Here is a 14,294-nt window from a genome sequence, read left to right as displayed (position 1 = left end):
TACGACTCACACATGTGCTGGAATCAGCAGCCCCTTGCGTCGGTAGGCTTCTATATCAATCCCGAAGGCGCCGCTGCTGTGCACCTCCTTGACGCGCAAAGGCTTGCCGTTGGCATCAACGGTGGTGGTGGCCAGGTCGATTACGCGCTCTTTACAGAGCTGCTTGTTGGCATTCAGCACCCGCATGATTTTCGGCTTCAGCTTGCTGGTGGTGGAGCAACCGATGATGATGCCGACCTCACCGTTGCTCAGCTCGACAATCTCGCCCGCTGGGTAAATGCCGATCAGGCGCACAAAATGGCCTACGATCTCTTCATCAAAATGACTGTTTACCGATTCAAGCAGGATTCTGAGCGATTCAAGGCTCGATTTGCCCTTGCTGTAAATACGGTCGCTGTTGATGGCATCGTAGGCATCGACCACGGCAATGATTTTGGCGAAGTAGGGGATACGCGCGGCATCCAGCCCGCGCGGGTAGCCCTTGCCATCCAGCCTCTCGTGGTGGGAGTAGGCGACATCTACGGTGGCCGGTGTGACCTGCTGATTGCTCATCAGCAGCCGGCGGCCTTCGTTGGCGTGGCTCTGCATAATGCGCAGCTCGTCTGCAGTAAGGGCGCCGGGTTTGTTCAATATTTCATTCGGCACCTTGATCTTGCCAACATCGTGCAGCATGCCGCAAACGCCGATCTGCTCAAGCTGGTACTCAGCCAGGCCGATCTCTCTACCCAAGGCAATGGCGAGGATGGATACTCGCAGCGAGTGTTCAGCGGTGTAGTGGTCACTATTTTTGATGCGGGCCAGCCAAAGCATGGCAGCCGGGTTACGCAATATGCTCTGTACGCACTCCTTGACCACGGTCTTGACCGCCGCAACGTCCAGTTCCTGGCCCAGACGCACTGCCTCCAGAATGCGCAGTGATTCGTCATGGGCCTTGTGCCAGACTGGCGAGGCCTGCTGCATTTCCTGATTGAACTCGACCTTGGCCACAATGGGTTCTAACCCGGGCGCTTCAGCATGGTTCTCGATCACCTGCTGTTTCACGCCCACACTGCGACGGGAATCCACCCAAACGTGCTTGCATATCTGTTGCAGCAGTCGGACTTCCTGCTGCTGGCGAATGCGGAAGCCTTGAAACACAAAGCTGGTCTCGGTCCAGGGGCGATCCAGCTCGCTCACGTACATGCCGATGGTGAGCTGGGCAACATCGATTTTCATGCGGTCCGTTCTGCTGTTGTCTGGCATGGGTAATCTCAATCAGGGGCAGCGGCGCTTTTTTATTATTTATAAACCATAACCTGTCGTTTTGCTTGTGGCTTTGGCGGCCAACCCGCAACCTGTGGTCAACCGATTCAACTGCTTGGGCAAGGCTGGCGCGGAACATCTATTTGTTTCTGGCCGTCCCAGCTAACGCCACTTCGCAAGGAGACTGCAAGGATGTCTGACCCCTACCACCTGCACCGTTTCATCGACGCCCAGGCCACCACCTTCGCCACCGCGTTGACCGAACTGCATGCTGGCCGCAAGACTTCGCACTGGATGTGGTTTGTCTTTCCTCAACTGGCTGGGCTTGGACACAGCGAGCTGGCCCGGCGCTACGCTATCGCCAACCTGGACGAGGCACGCGCCTATCTGGCGCACCCCGTGTTGGGGCCGCGCCTGCATACTTGCGCGCAGGCGTTGCTGGCTTGGCGCGAGTGCTCGGCAAGGCACATCCTGGGGACGCCGGATGATCTCAAGCTGCGCTCCAGCATGACGTTGTTTGCACTGGCTGCGCCGGGCGAGCGCTTTTTTACCCAGGTGTTGCAGGCCTTTTATGCCGGGCAGGCAGATCAGCGAACGCTCGACTTGCTGGGCGCGGCGCGGTTGCCTGAGCCAGCGGAGGATGCACTGGCGCTGGCGGCGCGTCAGACCCTGGCGCACTACGAGCAGAACGCCGAGGGTTTTCGCGAAGGTACGCAAGATCACGACGTAAGCCAAAATATAGAAGCCCTGCTGCGGCATATACAGGCGCCCGGGCCCTGGCACATTCTGGATGTGGGCTGCGGCCCTGGTCGCGACCTGCGCACGTTCACCGCGCTGGGCCATGTGGCGGTCGGGCTGGATGGCTGCGAACGCTTTGTGCAGATGGCGCGCGCCGATAGCGGCTGTGAGGTCTGGCAGCAGGATTTTCTGGCGCTGGATTTACCGGCGCAGCGCTTCGACGGAGTCTTTGCCAACGCGACGCTGTTCCATATACCCAGCCGCGCATTGCCCGCTGCCTTGCGTCAGTTGCACCACTGCCTGAAGCCGGGCGGTGTGATGCTCAGCTCTAACCCGCGCGGTGAGGACCAGGAAGGCTGGAATGGTGACCGCTATGGCGCCTACTATCGGCTGGAAACCTGGCGAACATTGATGCAGAGCGCAGGCTTCGACGAGCTTGAACACTATTATCGTCCGGCAGGACTTCCGCGTGAGCATCAGCCCTGGCTGGCCAGCGTTTGGCGCCGCCGCGCAAGAGATTGAGTTGCCTGTATTTGCAAATACAATAATCAGAGAGTAGTGTTTGTAGATACATGATAGACGGACATTCTGCCCATGCTCACTTTAACTGCCGCCGCACCAGAAAAAACCACCTCTGCCACAGGGCTGCGCGCTGCTGTCGCCATCCTTGATAAGTGGGGTGCGACGGGTGAGCAGGGCGAGGCGATATTGCGCGTCTCGCACAGCACCTATGCCCGCGCCAAGCGCAAGGATGGGCTTGCCGCCATCAACCTGGATCGCGATCAACTGACCCGCGTCAGCTTTGTGTTGAACATACACGCGGCGCTGCGCACCGTGTTCGATAATCCCGAGAATCTGTACGGCTTCATGCGTATGCCCAACCACAACCCTTTCTTTCTCGGCCGTTCGCCGCTCGAGGTGATGGGTAGTGGTGACATAGTCGCGGTATATGAAACCTTCCGACGCATTGATGTGCTGCGGGGCAGCCAGTGGTAAGTGCACAAAACTTGCCGGCGTTGCCCGCGGCGGACATACGCGGTTACCGGCTGATCAACTCCAAATACCCGCCCATTGCGATTTTTGATGATGTCGCCAGCGCCGACGAGTTTGAGGCGCTTTATGCCCTGCAGGCGCTGACCAATCCAAGGCTGGCCAATCAGGCCGGGCGCCTGGAGATGATCCCGCGGCAGGACATTCCCTTCGGCATTCCCGGCTGCTCTTATGCGGCTGCGCCCTTTACCCATGTGAATCCCGATGGTTCGCGCTTCAGCGATGGCTCATTTGGCGTTCTGTACCTGGCCGATAACATGGATACCGCGCTGGCCGAAGTGCGGTATCACCAGCAGGCCTATTGGGGCAGGGTGCCGGATTTGCGCTATGAGCGTTTTGTGTTCCGTGGCCTGACCACGCGTTTCAATGAGGCCGGAGCGCTGGATGCGCTGACGATTGCGCGCAGCGATCCGATCTACGCACCTGATGATTACAGTGCGTCACGGGCCTTGGGGCGTGCCTCGCTAAAGGCCGCCGCAACCGGGCTGCGGTATCACTCGGTACGCCAGCCGGAGGCTGTGTGCTGGGGGCTGTTTACGCCCAGACAGGTCAGCTCGGTGGTGCAGACGGCGCATTACGAGATGATCTGGAACGGCGAGATCGCGGCGGTGCACAAGTTGTCGACTCAGATTGGCTAAGTGATCCGCCGCAGCCAAGATGGGGAGGGCAAGTACCCGACTGGCTAACGATTTGTTCCTGCCCCAAGTAAAACAACCCGGCTGTTTGCCGGGCTGTTTTATCTGGGCGAAGGCTTATTCCTCGGCGTTGGCTCGATCGCGCGATAGCTTTTTCGCCGTCTCCAAATGGCTTTCTAGCTTGGTCAAGGCTTTCTCCGCCAGCGCGCTGACCTCTTGATCGCGGCTTTGCTGCGCATCCTTGAATAGTTCGATGCTTTGCTGGTGTTCAGTGATCTGACTATTCAGGTAAGCCGCGTCAAAGGACTCACCATCACGGCGCTCGAGTATCCATTGTTTGCCCTGGTCAATCAGGCTGGAGTCGGTGGCAATCTCGATATTCAGGTTCTTGGCCAGCGCAGTGAGTTGCTCGTTCAAAGCGGTGTGATCATCAAGCAGTTGCTGAGCAAAGGTACGAATCTCTGGCGAGCCCTCTTGCAGTGCCGCTTTTGCGCTTTCGATTGCGGCCAGGTTATTGGCGGTGGCTTTTTCGAAGAACGCTTCGAGTTCATCGCCCTGCAGGTAGTCAGAGCGCTCGGCATCGACACCGGGCAGGTCGCTCGATTGCGCTTCAGGTTGCATTTGCTGGTTGCCGTCACTGAGCGCGTGGGGTTGCTCGTCAGTGGCTGCGTGGCTATTCAGCGATGCCAGGCCACACAGCACTGCGGCGGCAGTTGCGTAGGCTATAGGGATTCTTTTCATGCTGTAGTCCTCCGTTTGGCGCGTTCAACTGAGGCGCCTTTGCACTCGGCTCAACCGATTACCGGCCGCGCTCTTGTGTAATTACGGTGCGTTAGTGCCACCAGAGCCTGGACGCGGCCCAGCATTGGATCCGGCTGTATTGCCAGGCTGGGTACCATTGCCCATGCCGGGTGTGCCCGGTGTCGTGCCGGGTGCGGTACCTGGTCCCGTGCCTGGCGTGGCGCCTGGGCGGGTGCCGGTGGCCCCAGTGGGGCCTCGGTCACGCTGATCGCGGCTCTCGGCTTCGATGGCGTCCAGTCGCTTCTGGCGCGCGTTATCCATCGCATCACTGGTTTCACTTTCTACGACATTTGTCCGGTTTTCAGCGGCGGCTTGTGTGCCTGACATGCTATTGCCTGCAGGCTCGTTGTCGTATTGGGTCGCAGCAGCCGGCAAGCTGCTTGCGAGGGCGGCTGAAAATAGCGCTGAACTGAGTAGCTTTAGCTTCGGGTCCATCACATTCTCCTGAGGCGTCGGGTGTGCAGGGCTTGGCCTTGCTTAACGGTAGAGCCGTTACTCCCGGTAGTAGTTCAAGGTTTGTTATTTCGGATGAACCTCTTGGCTACTGCGCTTTCACACTATCAGGGCCTGCGTTTTCTGAACCAACCCTCTACGGCCCGAATAGGAGATGAGTTATGTCTAGCGATCAAAAACATCCAGGTGAGAATGATCTCCCGCACAAGCCGCGTCCTGACGAGGAAGTGCCGCACACTAAGTGGGAAGGTGAGGTGACCGGCGAAGAGTTGAATAAGGTGGATGCGGGCGAAATCGCGAAGCAGGTGAAGGAAGAGAAGTAACCGGCGCTGTATTCACTGCGTTTATGGGCAAGTAATTCTGTCTGTTGCGCGGCAAGTGCTTTGCTTGCATTGGCTACCGGTGCTGATTAGGTTCTTGTTGTAGCTAGTTAACACAACAACAAGACAGGATTGGACCACGATGCTCAATGCAGTCGGTTTTGCCGCGCGACACGCCCGTATTGTCTGTGCACCGGAGCAGACAGGTGCCCCCAGTTATCCACCCTCAGCCACTATCAGGCTGGCTGATTTACGTTATATGCAGGGCTTTCCGCCAGCGGCGGACAAGCAAATCACCCGCGCCGAGTATTTAATCGATTACCCCAAGGTACGCTGGGCATTTCAACACATGCGCGAGTTGATCCCTTCGCGGCAGATCGACCGTGGCCCGGGTGCCGCATCCGCGCTGGCAGCAGGCAATAACCGCGAAGCCGAAATCAACGCTCTGCACATCAGCATGGAAGACGGCGAATCCATCAGCTTCAGCGAATTTCTGGAGCGCTCCTACGCCGATGCGCTGTTGATCATTCACCAGGGCCAAGTGATCTATCAGGCTTACCCCAATATGGACGATGCACTTAGCCCGCACATGCTGTGGTCGGTGACCAAATCGTTTACGGGTCTGATTGCCAATATGCTGATGCACGAAGGCGTACTCGATGGCCAGTCGCTGGTGACCGAACATGTTCCCGAACTGGCCGGTTCCGGCTGGGCTGGCGCCACCGTGCAACAGGTGCTGGATATGACCGCTGATGTGAAGTATTCGGAGGTCTACGCCGACGGTACCTCGGATGTTATTCACTACGGACTGTCTGCGGGTATCACCCAATCCTCCGAGTGGAAAGGCGCCGCTAGCCTCTATGAATACCTGCCGTCGATCGGCGCCGACCGGCCGCATGGCGAGCACTTTGCCTATCGCACGGTGCACAGTGAGGTGCTCGGCTGGGTCATCCGCCGGGTCAGCGGCAAGGACCTGGCGCAGCAGATCACCGAGCGTATCTGGCGCAAGCTGGGCGCTGAACAGGACGCTTACATCCTGCTCGATGGCAAGGGTACTGAATGGGCCGGGGCGGGGTTGAATGCCACGCTGCGGGACCTTGGACGCTTTGCCGAGATGCTGCGCCAGGGTGGTTACTACAACGGACAGCAGATAGTGCCGCAAGAGATCATCGCCGAGATACAGCGCGGCGGCGACCGTAACGCCTTTGCGCGCTTTGGCCGCAAAGGGATGGAGGGATACTCGTACCACGATCACTGGTGGGTGTCGCACAACAGCGATGGCGTGTTTGAGGCCATGGGCGTGCACGGCCAGCTGATCCATGTGAACCCGACAGCGCAACTGAGCGTAGTGCGTTTGGGCTCTCACCCGGTGGCGTCGAATGACTTTACCTACGCGATGACGCGGCGGGTGATGGAGGCGCTAGCCGTCTTGTTGCGCGGCTGAGAACAAGCGGGCACGGCTGTCGCGCGGTGCCTGAGAGTGTTCAAAGGCTGCCGAAAACCTTTTTTGCCAGGCTGGTAGCGGCTTCTGTGGGGTTATTCCGAATCTCTGCTTCCTGCTCAGCCATCATCTCGAACAGGCCGTCCAGGGTGCGTTCGGTCACATAGCCTTCGATATTCGCATCCTTGGCGTCGACCACGCCGAAGTTGGAGGCCTGTGAAGCAAAGGCGTTATATTGCTGGGCCAGCCCTACCTGATCGGTTGCATCCTTGACCACGGGTAAGAAAAGCGCGCGAATCTGATCGCGGCTACTGGTTTCCAGATAGCGGGTGGCTGAGTCCGCTGGGCCGGTCAGGATAGACTTGGCATCTTGCACGCTCATCTTGCTGATGGCACCTACCAGCAGACTCTGCGCCTGCGGCACCGCTGCTTCGGCAGCCTTGTTCATGCTGTCTTCCAATTGGGTAATCTGGCTACCCATCCCCATCATTTTCATGGTGCGCGACGCCTTGCCCAGGTTGCCGGGCAACTCGATGCGTACATCCGGGTTGTTACTGAAACCACCAGGCGCACTTAACTCCTGTACCGCGACCTCGGCACCCTGGGTCAGTGCATCCTTGAGGCCGGCGCTGGCGTCCTGCTGGGTGAGCTCAGACAGCGACAGGGCGCTGACGGAGGTCGACAACAGAGCGGTAAAAAGTGCAGCGAAAAGCGTTGAACGGGGCATGACAAGCCTCTGTTATTTGCTTGGGTACAGACCTAAAGCTTAGCCCATCGGCTACACTGGGAGGGCACTTTTCCGCTATTCCCTGGAGGACCACCTATGCTTCGCCCCGTCACTGCCTGGTTGATTTTGTTGTGCGGCCTATTCTGCATGGCCGGGGGCGCCTGGCTGGGGCTGCTGGGTGGCAGCTGGTTCTACCTGCTGGTGGGGCTGCTGATGAGCGTGGCAGCCTGCTTGCTGCTCGCACGTCACGCTATTGGCCTGATGGTTTACGCCGTGGCCCTGCTGGGGACCTTGGGCTGGGCCGTGTGGGAGGTCGGATTCGATTGGTGGGCATTGGCGCCGCGCGGCGGCTTGTTGTTTGTTCTGGGTCTGTTGCTGGTATTGCCGGCCGCGCGTCGCGATCTGCGCTCTACCACTAGCCAGATCGCCTATACCGGCCTGCTGAGCATGGCGCTGCTGGTGTCTGCCGGGGTGGCAGGTTATGCATGGTTGCAACCGCAGGGGATTGACGGCGCCTTCAGTGAGGAGCGCATGGCCTCGGCCAGCAGTGAGCAGGTAGCGGCCGCCGCCGTGCCGGACGGCGAATGGCACGCGTACGGCCGCACCGCGGCTGGCCAGCGTTTCTCGCCGCTGACGCAGATAACCGCCAGTAACGTCGGAGAGTTGGAGGAGGTGTGGCGGTACCACACTGGGCAGATTCGCGATGCCGACGACCCCGGCGAAACCACCTACGAAGTAACACCGCTGGTGGTAGACGACCGCATGTACCTGTGCACACCCTTTGGCACTGTAATCACCCTCAACCCGACCACCGGCGAAGAGCTCTGGCGCTTTGATCCGCAGTTGCGCCAGCCGCCAACGGTTACTACACAGCATATGACCTGCCGCGGCGTGTCTTACCACGATGCTGGTGAGCAAGCGGCTGAATCGGTGGTCTCTGTTGCGACCATGAGCAACGCCGAGCGACTGCAGGCAAGTAGTCGTGAAATAACCACCAAAGCAGCCGGGGTGGCGCAGAATGTGGCTGCGGGGCAGGCCGCACCGAGTGACCCGAACCCACAGGTGCGACGGGACACCGGTTACGCCAATGCCCGTGGTGTGTGCCAAAAGCGGTTGTTTATACCGACCTCCGATGGCCGTCTGATTGCCATCAGCGCAGAAGATGGCAGCATCTGCCCGGGTTTTGGCGGCGATGACGGTACGGTAAATCTGTGGGCGAACATGCCCAACGTGACGCCGGGCTCCTACTATTCCACTTCGCCGCCGGTAGTGACCGACAAGGTCATCATTGTCGGCGGCGCGGTGAACGATAACGCATCGACCACCTCGCCTTCGGGCGTGATCCGCGCCTTTGATATCTTCACCGGCGATTTGGTATGGAATTTCGACAGCAAGAAACCCGATGCCACAGCACCCATCGGCGAGGGTGAAACCTATTCGGAGAACGCCCCTAACTCCTGGAGTGTGTCGAGCTACGATCCCGAGCTGGATATTGTTTACCTGCCGATGGGCAACCAGTCACCGGATCAGTTCGGCGGCAATCGCAGCGCCGCAGTAGAAAAATACTCCTCATCCATCTTGGCCCTGCACGCCAGTACGGGGGAGGTGGCCTGGGTGTTTCAGACCGTTCACCACGATCTGTGGGACTACGACGTACCTTCGCAGCCCAGTCTGATCGACCTGACCATTCAGGGGCAGCGTGTTCCCGCTTTGGTGGCGCCGACCAAACAAGGCGAGATCTATGTGCTCAATCGCGTTACCGGTGAGCCGGTCTTGCCTGTGACGGAAGAGCCAGTACCCCAGGGCGCCGCTGAAGGCGACTTTACCGCGCCCACGCAGCCCGTCTCAGCGATTTCATTCAATCCGCCGACGCTCACCGGCAAGGATATGTGGGGGGCGACTCTGCTTGATCAGCTTGCCTGCCGCATTCAGTTTCAGCAGTTGAAATACGGCGGGCGCTATACCGCACCTTCGGAACAGGGCACCTTGGTCTACCCCGGTAACTTCGGTACTTTTAACTGGGGCGCCGTTGCGGTAGATCCGGATCGCCAGATCCTGTTTGGCATGCCGGTATACCTGGCGTTTACCTCCAAGCTGGTACCAAGGCCGGACGGTACCAGCCGCACGGTCACGAGCGAGGGTGAACCTATCATCAACGAAAACTTTGGTGCGCCTTACGCCACCAGCATGGCGCCCTTCATGTCGCCCGTAGGCCTGCCGTGTCAGCAGCCAGCCTGGGGCTATGTGGCCGGGGTGGACCTGACAACCGGTGAAACCCGCTACCAGCGCGTGAATGGCACAGTGCGTGATCTGGCCCCGGTTCCGCTGCCGTTCAAGATGGGCGTGCCAGGTATTGGCGGGCCCATCGTTACTCGCGGCGGTGTGGCTTTCCTCAGCGGCACCATGGATTACTACGTACGTGGCTACGATCTGCGCACCGGTGATGAGCTCTGGCGCAGCCGCTTGCCGGCGGGCGGGCAAGCTACACCTTCCACTTATCTGGGCACAGATGGCCGCCAGTTTCTGGTAGTGGTAGCGGGCGGGCACGGTTCTACCGGAACCAAAGCCGGGGATGCGATTATCGCCTACGCCTTGCCTAAGTAACGGCGCACTGCCAATGGCCGAGTCACGGGAGCGTCACCAAACGGCCATTGGCCAGTAACAGCGACTGGCTAATGTATTTTGACCATTTAGTCAAAATACAGGACGTTTGCCATGCTGGATTTGCCGCGCAAGGGGTTGTTGGGGGTCATGCTGTCGCTGTCGTTGGTCGCTTGTAACAGTGACAGCGATAATGATGACAACGATCAGGTTGAAGAGGGCGAAGGGCTAGAGCTCAATATCGCGCATATCAACGATCACCACTCGCAACTGGAGCCGTTCAGCGACACCGGCATACAGGTTGATGGTGAAGAGGTGCGCGTGGAGCTAGGCGGCTTCTCGCGCGTCACATCGTTGTTCCATCAGGCTGAAGAAGAGCTGCCTAACCTCATCAAGCTACATGCCGGTGACGCTATTACCGGCACCCTGTATTACACCTTTTATCAGGGTGAAGCCGACGCAGACATGATGAATACGGTCTGTTTCGACGCCTTTGCTCTGGGTAATCACGAGTTCGACAACAGCGACGCCGGGTTGAAGACCTTTCTTGATTATCTGGCAACCGACGCATGCCAGACGCCAGTGCTGGCAGCCAACGTGAAGCCCGCACTAGGCACGCCGCTGGCAGACACCGCAGTGGATGACTACATCAAGCCCTATACCATCAAGGAAGTGGATGGTCGGAAAGTCGGCATTATTGGTATCGATATCAAGGGCAAAACACAGAACTCCTCCCGGCCGCTGGAAACCACCGTATTTGAGGACGAGGTAACTGCTGCGCAAGTGGCGATCGACGAGCTGACAGAGCAGGGCGTAGATCACATCATTTTGCTGACCCACCAGGGCTATGAGAATGATCAGACCATGGCGGCAGCCTTGTCGGGCGTTGACGTTATCATCGGCGGCGACTCGCACTCACTGCTGGGTGATTTCACGGCCATCGGCTACAGCGCTTCTGGCCCTTACCCTACAAAAACCACCAACCTGGACGGTGATACCGTGTGTATCGGTCAGGCTTGGGAATACGCCAAGGCCATGGGCCTGATGCGCATCAACTTTGATACCAGCGGCCGAGTAGACAGCTGCGAAGGGCAGGCTGCGCTGGTGATTGGCGACAGCTTCAAGAAAGACGACGGCTCCGGCAACTTCGTAGCGGTTAACGCGGCAGAGCAGGCGGAACTGCTGGCAATGATCGAGGCGATGCCGGAACTGCAGGTGGCTGAGCAGGATGCTGATGCCGAGGCAGTGCTGGCGACTTATAAAGACCGCATTGATGAGAAGAAGGCCGAGGTCATCGGTTTTGCCAATGAAGCCTTCTGCCTGGTGCGGGTGCCTGGCGAAAGCACCAACCGCAGCGCCGGCGTCGCGGGCTGTGAAGCGGCCAACACACTGGCGAAGGGGAGTGACGCGGCGCAGTTGGTGGCGGAAGCCTTTCTGGATGCCAGTCTGCGTGCAGACTTTGCCCTGCAGAACGCCGGCGGCGTGCGGATTCCAGTGCCGGCCAGGGATATCACCTACAACACCGCGTTCACCCTGTTGCCTTTTACCAATGTACTGGTAGAGCTGGACATCACCGGACAGGAGGTGGTGCAGGCACTCGAAGACGCCGTCAGCAACCATCTGGATGATGGCCAGTCGACTGGCTCGCAGCCTTACGCTGCCGGCCTGCGCTGGGATCTGGATATGTCACAACCCGAAGGTACGCGCTTCAGTAATGTTGAGGTCAAGGGTGCCGGCGGCAACTGGGTGGCGATCAATCCGACGCAGACCTACGTGATGGTAACCAACGACTTCATCGCGGAAGGGCGTGATGGTTATACCGCTTTAGGAAGCGTTACCGACGACGGACGCTCGACTAATACCTTCCTGCTCTACACCCAGAGCCTGGTCGACTATCTGCTCAAGACCGGCATGGTCAGCCCGCCGCTACGCGCCGATTACTCGCACCAACAGGTGATCAAGGCCAATGGCAGCACCCTGGCTGACTGAGCCTGCCGATTGCATGAGGCTTTAGTCTAACGGCATAAAGCTTCCAGCAATAAAAACCCGTATAAGTGCTTTTTAATCATGCGCTTATATGGGTTTTTTAATGCCTAAAGATAAGTTTAACGGACGCCTTGGCGTGGCGCACTCTACCAAAGTCTTAGTCTCCTACCACCGGGCCCGGTGCTACCTTGGTGGGTGTAATAACAACAAAAATTGGAGACAGTTATGTCCTTGTCAAAAGAAGACGCAGCACGCGGCTACTGGCGGGAAAACCTGCGGTTCATGATGATCTTGCTGGTCATCTGGTTCGCGGTATCCTTTGGTGCCGGCATCCTGTTCGTCGATCAACTCAACACCATCCAGTTTTTCGGCTTCCCGCTGGGATTCTGGTTTGCCCAGCAGGGCTCCATCTATGCCTTCGTGGTGCTCATCTTCGTGTACGTCTGGAAGATGAACAAGCTCGATCGCAAATACGACTTCCACGAAGAATAAGAACAGGAGTCCTGCAATGGATACGCAAACCTTGATTTACCTCTTTGTAGGGGCGACGTTCGCGCTCTACATCGGGATCGCGCTCTGGTCTCGCGCCGGTAGTACCAGCGAATACTACGTAGCAAGCAAAGGTGTACACCCCATCGCCAACGGTATGGCTACCGGCGCGGACTGGATGTCTGCCGCATCCTTCATCTCCATGGCCGGGATTATCGCCTTTGCCGGGTACGACGGTAGCGTCTATCTGATGGGCTGGACCGGTGGCTACGTGCTATTGGCCATGTGTCTGGCGCCTTACTTGCGCAAGTTCGGCAAGTTCACCGTGCCGGATTTCGTCGGCGAGCGTTACTACTCCCAGACTGCCCGGGTGGTAGCCGTGATCTGCGTGATCTTCATTTCCTTTACCTACGTAGCAGGCCAGATGCGCGGCGTGGGTATCGTGTTCTCACGCTACCTTGAAGTCGATATTGCCACCGGCGTCATCATCGGTATGGCGATCGTGTTCTTCTACGCGGTATTGGGCGGCATGAAGGGCATTACCTACACCCAGGTGGCGCAGTACTGCGTGATGATCTTCGCCTACATGGTGCCGGCCATCTATATCTCCATTCTGATTACCGGCAACCCAATACCGCAGTTTGGTTTCGGCAGTGATGTGACGGGAACAGGGCAATCGGTGATTGAGCGGCTTGACGGTATCGGTACCGAGCTGGGCTTTGGGGCTTATACCGATGGCTCGAAATCGACCATTGATGTGTTCTTTATCACCATGGCGCTAATGGTCGGTACCGCAGGCCTGCCCCACGTAATTGTGCGCTTTTTCACCACCCCAACTGTACGTGACGCAAGGAAATCAGCAGGTTATGCGCTGCTCTTTATCGCGATTCTCTACACCACTGCGCCGGCCGTTGCTGCGTTCGCACGTACCAATTTGCTGAACACCGTGGTGGATGCGCAGTACGAAGAAGTACCCACCTGGCTGCAAACCTGGGAGAACGCCGGCCTGATCGCTTGGCAGGACAAAAACAACGACGGTGTGATTCAGTATGGACCGGGTGCGCCCTTTGTCGGTAATCCGAGTTTCACCGGTGAGCGCGGTGCCAGCGGTGAGCGCCTGCTCAGCAACGCACCGACCGACGCCGCGACCGAGCTGTATGTCGACCGCGACATCATGGTACTGGCGAACCCGGAAATTGCCGGACTGCCAGGCTGGGTAATTGCGTTGATTGCCGCCGGTGGCCTGGCTGCTGCGCTGTCTACGGCCGCAGGTTTGCTGCTGGTGATCTCCACCTCCATCTCGCATGACCTGCTGAAGAGCAACATCGCACCCAACATCAGCGAGAAAGGCGAACTGCTGGCGGCGCGGGTAGCAGCCGGTGTGGCAATCGCGATTGCCGGCCTGTTTGGTATTTACCCCCCGGGGTTCGTGGCGCAGGTAGTGGCTTTCGCCTTCGGTCTGGCGGCAGCGTCGTTCTTCCCGGTCATCGTCATGGGGATTTTCTCCAAGAAGATGAACAAGGAAGGCGCCATCGCCGGCATGCTGGTAGGCCTGACCTTTACCTTCGGCTATATCGTGTTCTTCAAGTTCATCAGCCCTGAATTGAACACGGCCGAACACTGGTGGTTTGGTGTCTCGCCCGAGGGTATTGGTACGCTGGGCATGATCTTCAACTTCATTGCCTCGGTCGCGGTATCGTCCTTTACCAAGGCACCGCCGGAGCACATCCAGCATATGATTGAAGACATCCGCGTACCCCGTGGTGCCGGAGCCGCTGTCGACCATTAAGCAGCAAGGTTGTCAGCAACGT

At 58.5% G+C, this 14,294-nt stretch carries 13 protein-coding genes and 1 pseudogene; 10 read left to right on the top strand and 4 right to left on the bottom strand.

Annotated elements, in window-relative coordinates:
• Positions 1-6: 6 nt before the first annotated feature.
• Positions 7-1,215 carry an HD-GYP domain-containing protein gene (locus tag V7747_RS11580; RefSeq protein WP_335616188.1) on the bottom strand — a complete coding sequence of 403 codons (1,209 nt, stop codon included), beginning with the start codon at positions 1,213-1,215 and terminating at the stop codon, positions 7-9.
• Between the two features lie 219 nt (positions 1,216-1,434).
• On the opposite strand from V7747_RS11580, the pseudogene V7747_RS11575 reads away from it, so the two are divergent.
• The 4 genes and pseudogenes from V7747_RS11575 to V7747_RS11560 form a co-directional block, all read left to right on the top strand.
• Positions 1,435-1,839 (top strand): annotated as a pseudogene (locus tag V7747_RS11575) (DUF1810 domain-containing protein); the annotation flags it as partial.
• A gap of 48 nt (positions 1,840-1,887) precedes the next feature.
• Positions 1,888-2,502 (top strand): class I SAM-dependent methyltransferase, encoded by a 615-nt coding sequence (locus V7747_RS11570; RefSeq protein WP_335616306.1) that lies wholly within the window; start codon positions 1,888-1,890, stop codon positions 2,500-2,502.
• Between the two features lie 72 nt (positions 2,503-2,574).
• Complete coding sequence (locus V7747_RS11565; RefSeq protein WP_092288339.1) at positions 2,575-2,976, top strand: antitoxin Xre/MbcA/ParS toxin-binding domain-containing protein; 402 nt, start codon at positions 2,575-2,577, stop codon at positions 2,974-2,976.
• Positions 2,970-3,668 carry an RES family NAD+ phosphorylase gene (locus V7747_RS11560; RefSeq protein ID WP_335616187.1) on the top strand — a complete coding sequence of 233 codons (699 nt, stop codon included), beginning with the start codon at positions 2,970-2,972 and terminating at the stop codon, positions 3,666-3,668. The genes V7747_RS11565 and V7747_RS11560 overlap by 7 nt, the downstream gene beginning before the upstream one ends.
• Before the next feature lie 114 nt (positions 3,669-3,782).
• Here the strand turns inward: V7747_RS11560 and V7747_RS11555 are convergent, their stop codons facing one another.
• The gene (locus V7747_RS11555; RefSeq protein ID WP_335616186.1) at positions 3,783-4,406 is read right to left on the bottom strand and encodes a DUF4142 domain-containing protein; all 624 of its coding nucleotides are present in this window, start codon (positions 4,404-4,406) and stop codon (positions 3,783-3,785) included.
• 81 nt (positions 4,407-4,487) lie between these two features.
• Positions 4,488-4,793, bottom strand: a complete 306-nt coding sequence (locus V7747_RS11550; protein WP_335616185.1) for a hypothetical protein — start codon at positions 4,791-4,793, stop codon at positions 4,488-4,490.
• Positions 4,794-5,080: 287 nt separating this feature from the next.
• On the opposite strand from V7747_RS11550, the gene V7747_RS11545 reads away from it, so the two are divergent.
• Positions 5,081-5,242 carry a hypothetical protein gene (locus V7747_RS11545; protein WP_335616184.1) on the top strand — a complete coding sequence of 54 codons (162 nt, stop codon included), beginning with the start codon at positions 5,081-5,083 and terminating at the stop codon, positions 5,240-5,242.
• Positions 5,243-5,381: 139 nt separating this feature from the next.
• Positions 5,382-6,683, top strand: coding sequence for a serine hydrolase domain-containing protein (locus V7747_RS11540; RefSeq protein WP_335616183.1), 1,302 nt, complete (start codon positions 5,382-5,384; stop codon positions 6,681-6,683).
• A 40-nt stretch (positions 6,684-6,723) separates the two neighbouring features.
• On the opposite strand, the gene V7747_RS11535 is transcribed toward V7747_RS11540, so the two are convergent.
• Positions 6,724-7,407: a DUF4197 domain-containing protein gene (locus V7747_RS11535; RefSeq protein ID WP_335616182.1), complete on the bottom strand. Its 684-nt coding sequence runs from the start codon at positions 7,405-7,407 to the stop codon at positions 6,724-6,726.
• Positions 7,408-7,503: 96 nt separating this feature from the next.
• Here V7747_RS11535 and V7747_RS11530 point away from each other — a divergent pair, with 96 nt between their 5' ends.
• The 4 genes from V7747_RS11530 to V7747_RS11515 all read left to right on the top strand — a co-directional run bounded on the left by V7747_RS11530 (position 7,504) and on the right by V7747_RS11515 (position 14,272).
• Positions 7,504-10,011 carry a membrane-bound PQQ-dependent dehydrogenase, glucose/quinate/shikimate family gene (locus V7747_RS11530; protein WP_335616181.1) on the top strand — a complete coding sequence of 836 codons (2,508 nt, stop codon included), beginning with the start codon at positions 7,504-7,506 and terminating at the stop codon, positions 10,009-10,011.
• Between the two features lie 111 nt (positions 10,012-10,122).
• A complete protein-coding gene (locus V7747_RS11525) occupies positions 10,123-11,997 on the top strand; it encodes a bifunctional metallophosphatase/5'-nucleotidase (protein ID WP_335616180.1) in 1,875 nt (624 codons plus the stop codon).
• A 222-nt stretch (positions 11,998-12,219) separates the two neighbouring features.
• Positions 12,220-12,486, top strand: a complete 267-nt coding sequence (locus V7747_RS11520; RefSeq protein ID WP_335616179.1) for a DUF4212 domain-containing protein — start codon at positions 12,220-12,222, stop codon at positions 12,484-12,486.
• Positions 12,487-12,502: 16 nt separating this feature from the next.
• On the top strand, positions 12,503-14,272 hold the full coding sequence (locus V7747_RS11515) for a sodium:solute symporter family protein (protein ID WP_335616178.1): 1,770 nt from the start codon (positions 12,503-12,505) through the stop codon (positions 14,270-14,272).
• Positions 14,273-14,294 lie beyond the last annotated feature (22 nt).

The organism is Halopseudomonas sp. (assembly GCF_036960865.1).
Classification (GTDB): domain Bacteria; phylum Pseudomonadota; class Gammaproteobacteria; order Pseudomonadales; family Pseudomonadaceae; genus Halopseudomonas.
This window is presented reverse-complemented; position numbering and strand designations above follow the sequence as displayed.

Excerpts from the sequence above, each read along its gene's own strand:
- V7747_RS11515 (WP_335616178.1), top strand. The coding sequence starts at position 12,503 with ATGGATACGCAAACCTTGATTTACCTCTTTGTAGGGGCGACGTTCGCG.
- V7747_RS11540 (WP_335616183.1), top strand. The coding sequence starts at position 5,382 with ATGCTCAATGCAGTCGGTTTTGCCGCGCGACACGCCCGTATTGTCTGT.
- V7747_RS11520 (WP_335616179.1), top strand. The coding sequence starts at position 12,220 with ATGTCCTTGTCAAAAGAAGACGCAGCACGCGGCTACTGGCGGGAAAAC.
- V7747_RS11580 (WP_335616188.1), bottom strand. The coding sequence starts at position 1,215 with ATGAAAATCGATGTTGCCCAGCTCACCATCGGCATGTACGTGAGCGAG.
- V7747_RS11555 (WP_335616186.1), bottom strand. The coding sequence starts at position 4,406 with ATGAAAAGAATCCCTATAGCCTACGCAACTGCCGCCGCAGTGCTGTGT.
- V7747_RS11550 (WP_335616185.1), bottom strand. The coding sequence starts at position 4,793 with ATGTCAGGCACACAAGCCGCCGCTGAAAACCGGACAAATGTCGTAGAA.
- V7747_RS11565 (WP_092288339.1), top strand. The coding sequence starts at position 2,575 with ATGCTCACTTTAACTGCCGCCGCACCAGAAAAAACCACCTCTGCCACA.
- V7747_RS11545 (WP_335616184.1), top strand. The coding sequence starts at position 5,081 with ATGTCTAGCGATCAAAAACATCCAGGTGAGAATGATCTCCCGCACAAG.
- V7747_RS11525 (WP_335616180.1), top strand. The coding sequence starts at position 10,123 with ATGCTGGATTTGCCGCGCAAGGGGTTGTTGGGGGTCATGCTGTCGCTG.
- V7747_RS11530 (WP_335616181.1), top strand. The coding sequence starts at position 7,504 with ATGCTTCGCCCCGTCACTGCCTGGTTGATTTTGTTGTGCGGCCTATTC.
- V7747_RS11535 (WP_335616182.1), bottom strand. The coding sequence starts at position 7,407 with ATGCCCCGTTCAACGCTTTTCGCTGCACTTTTTACCGCTCTGTTGTCG.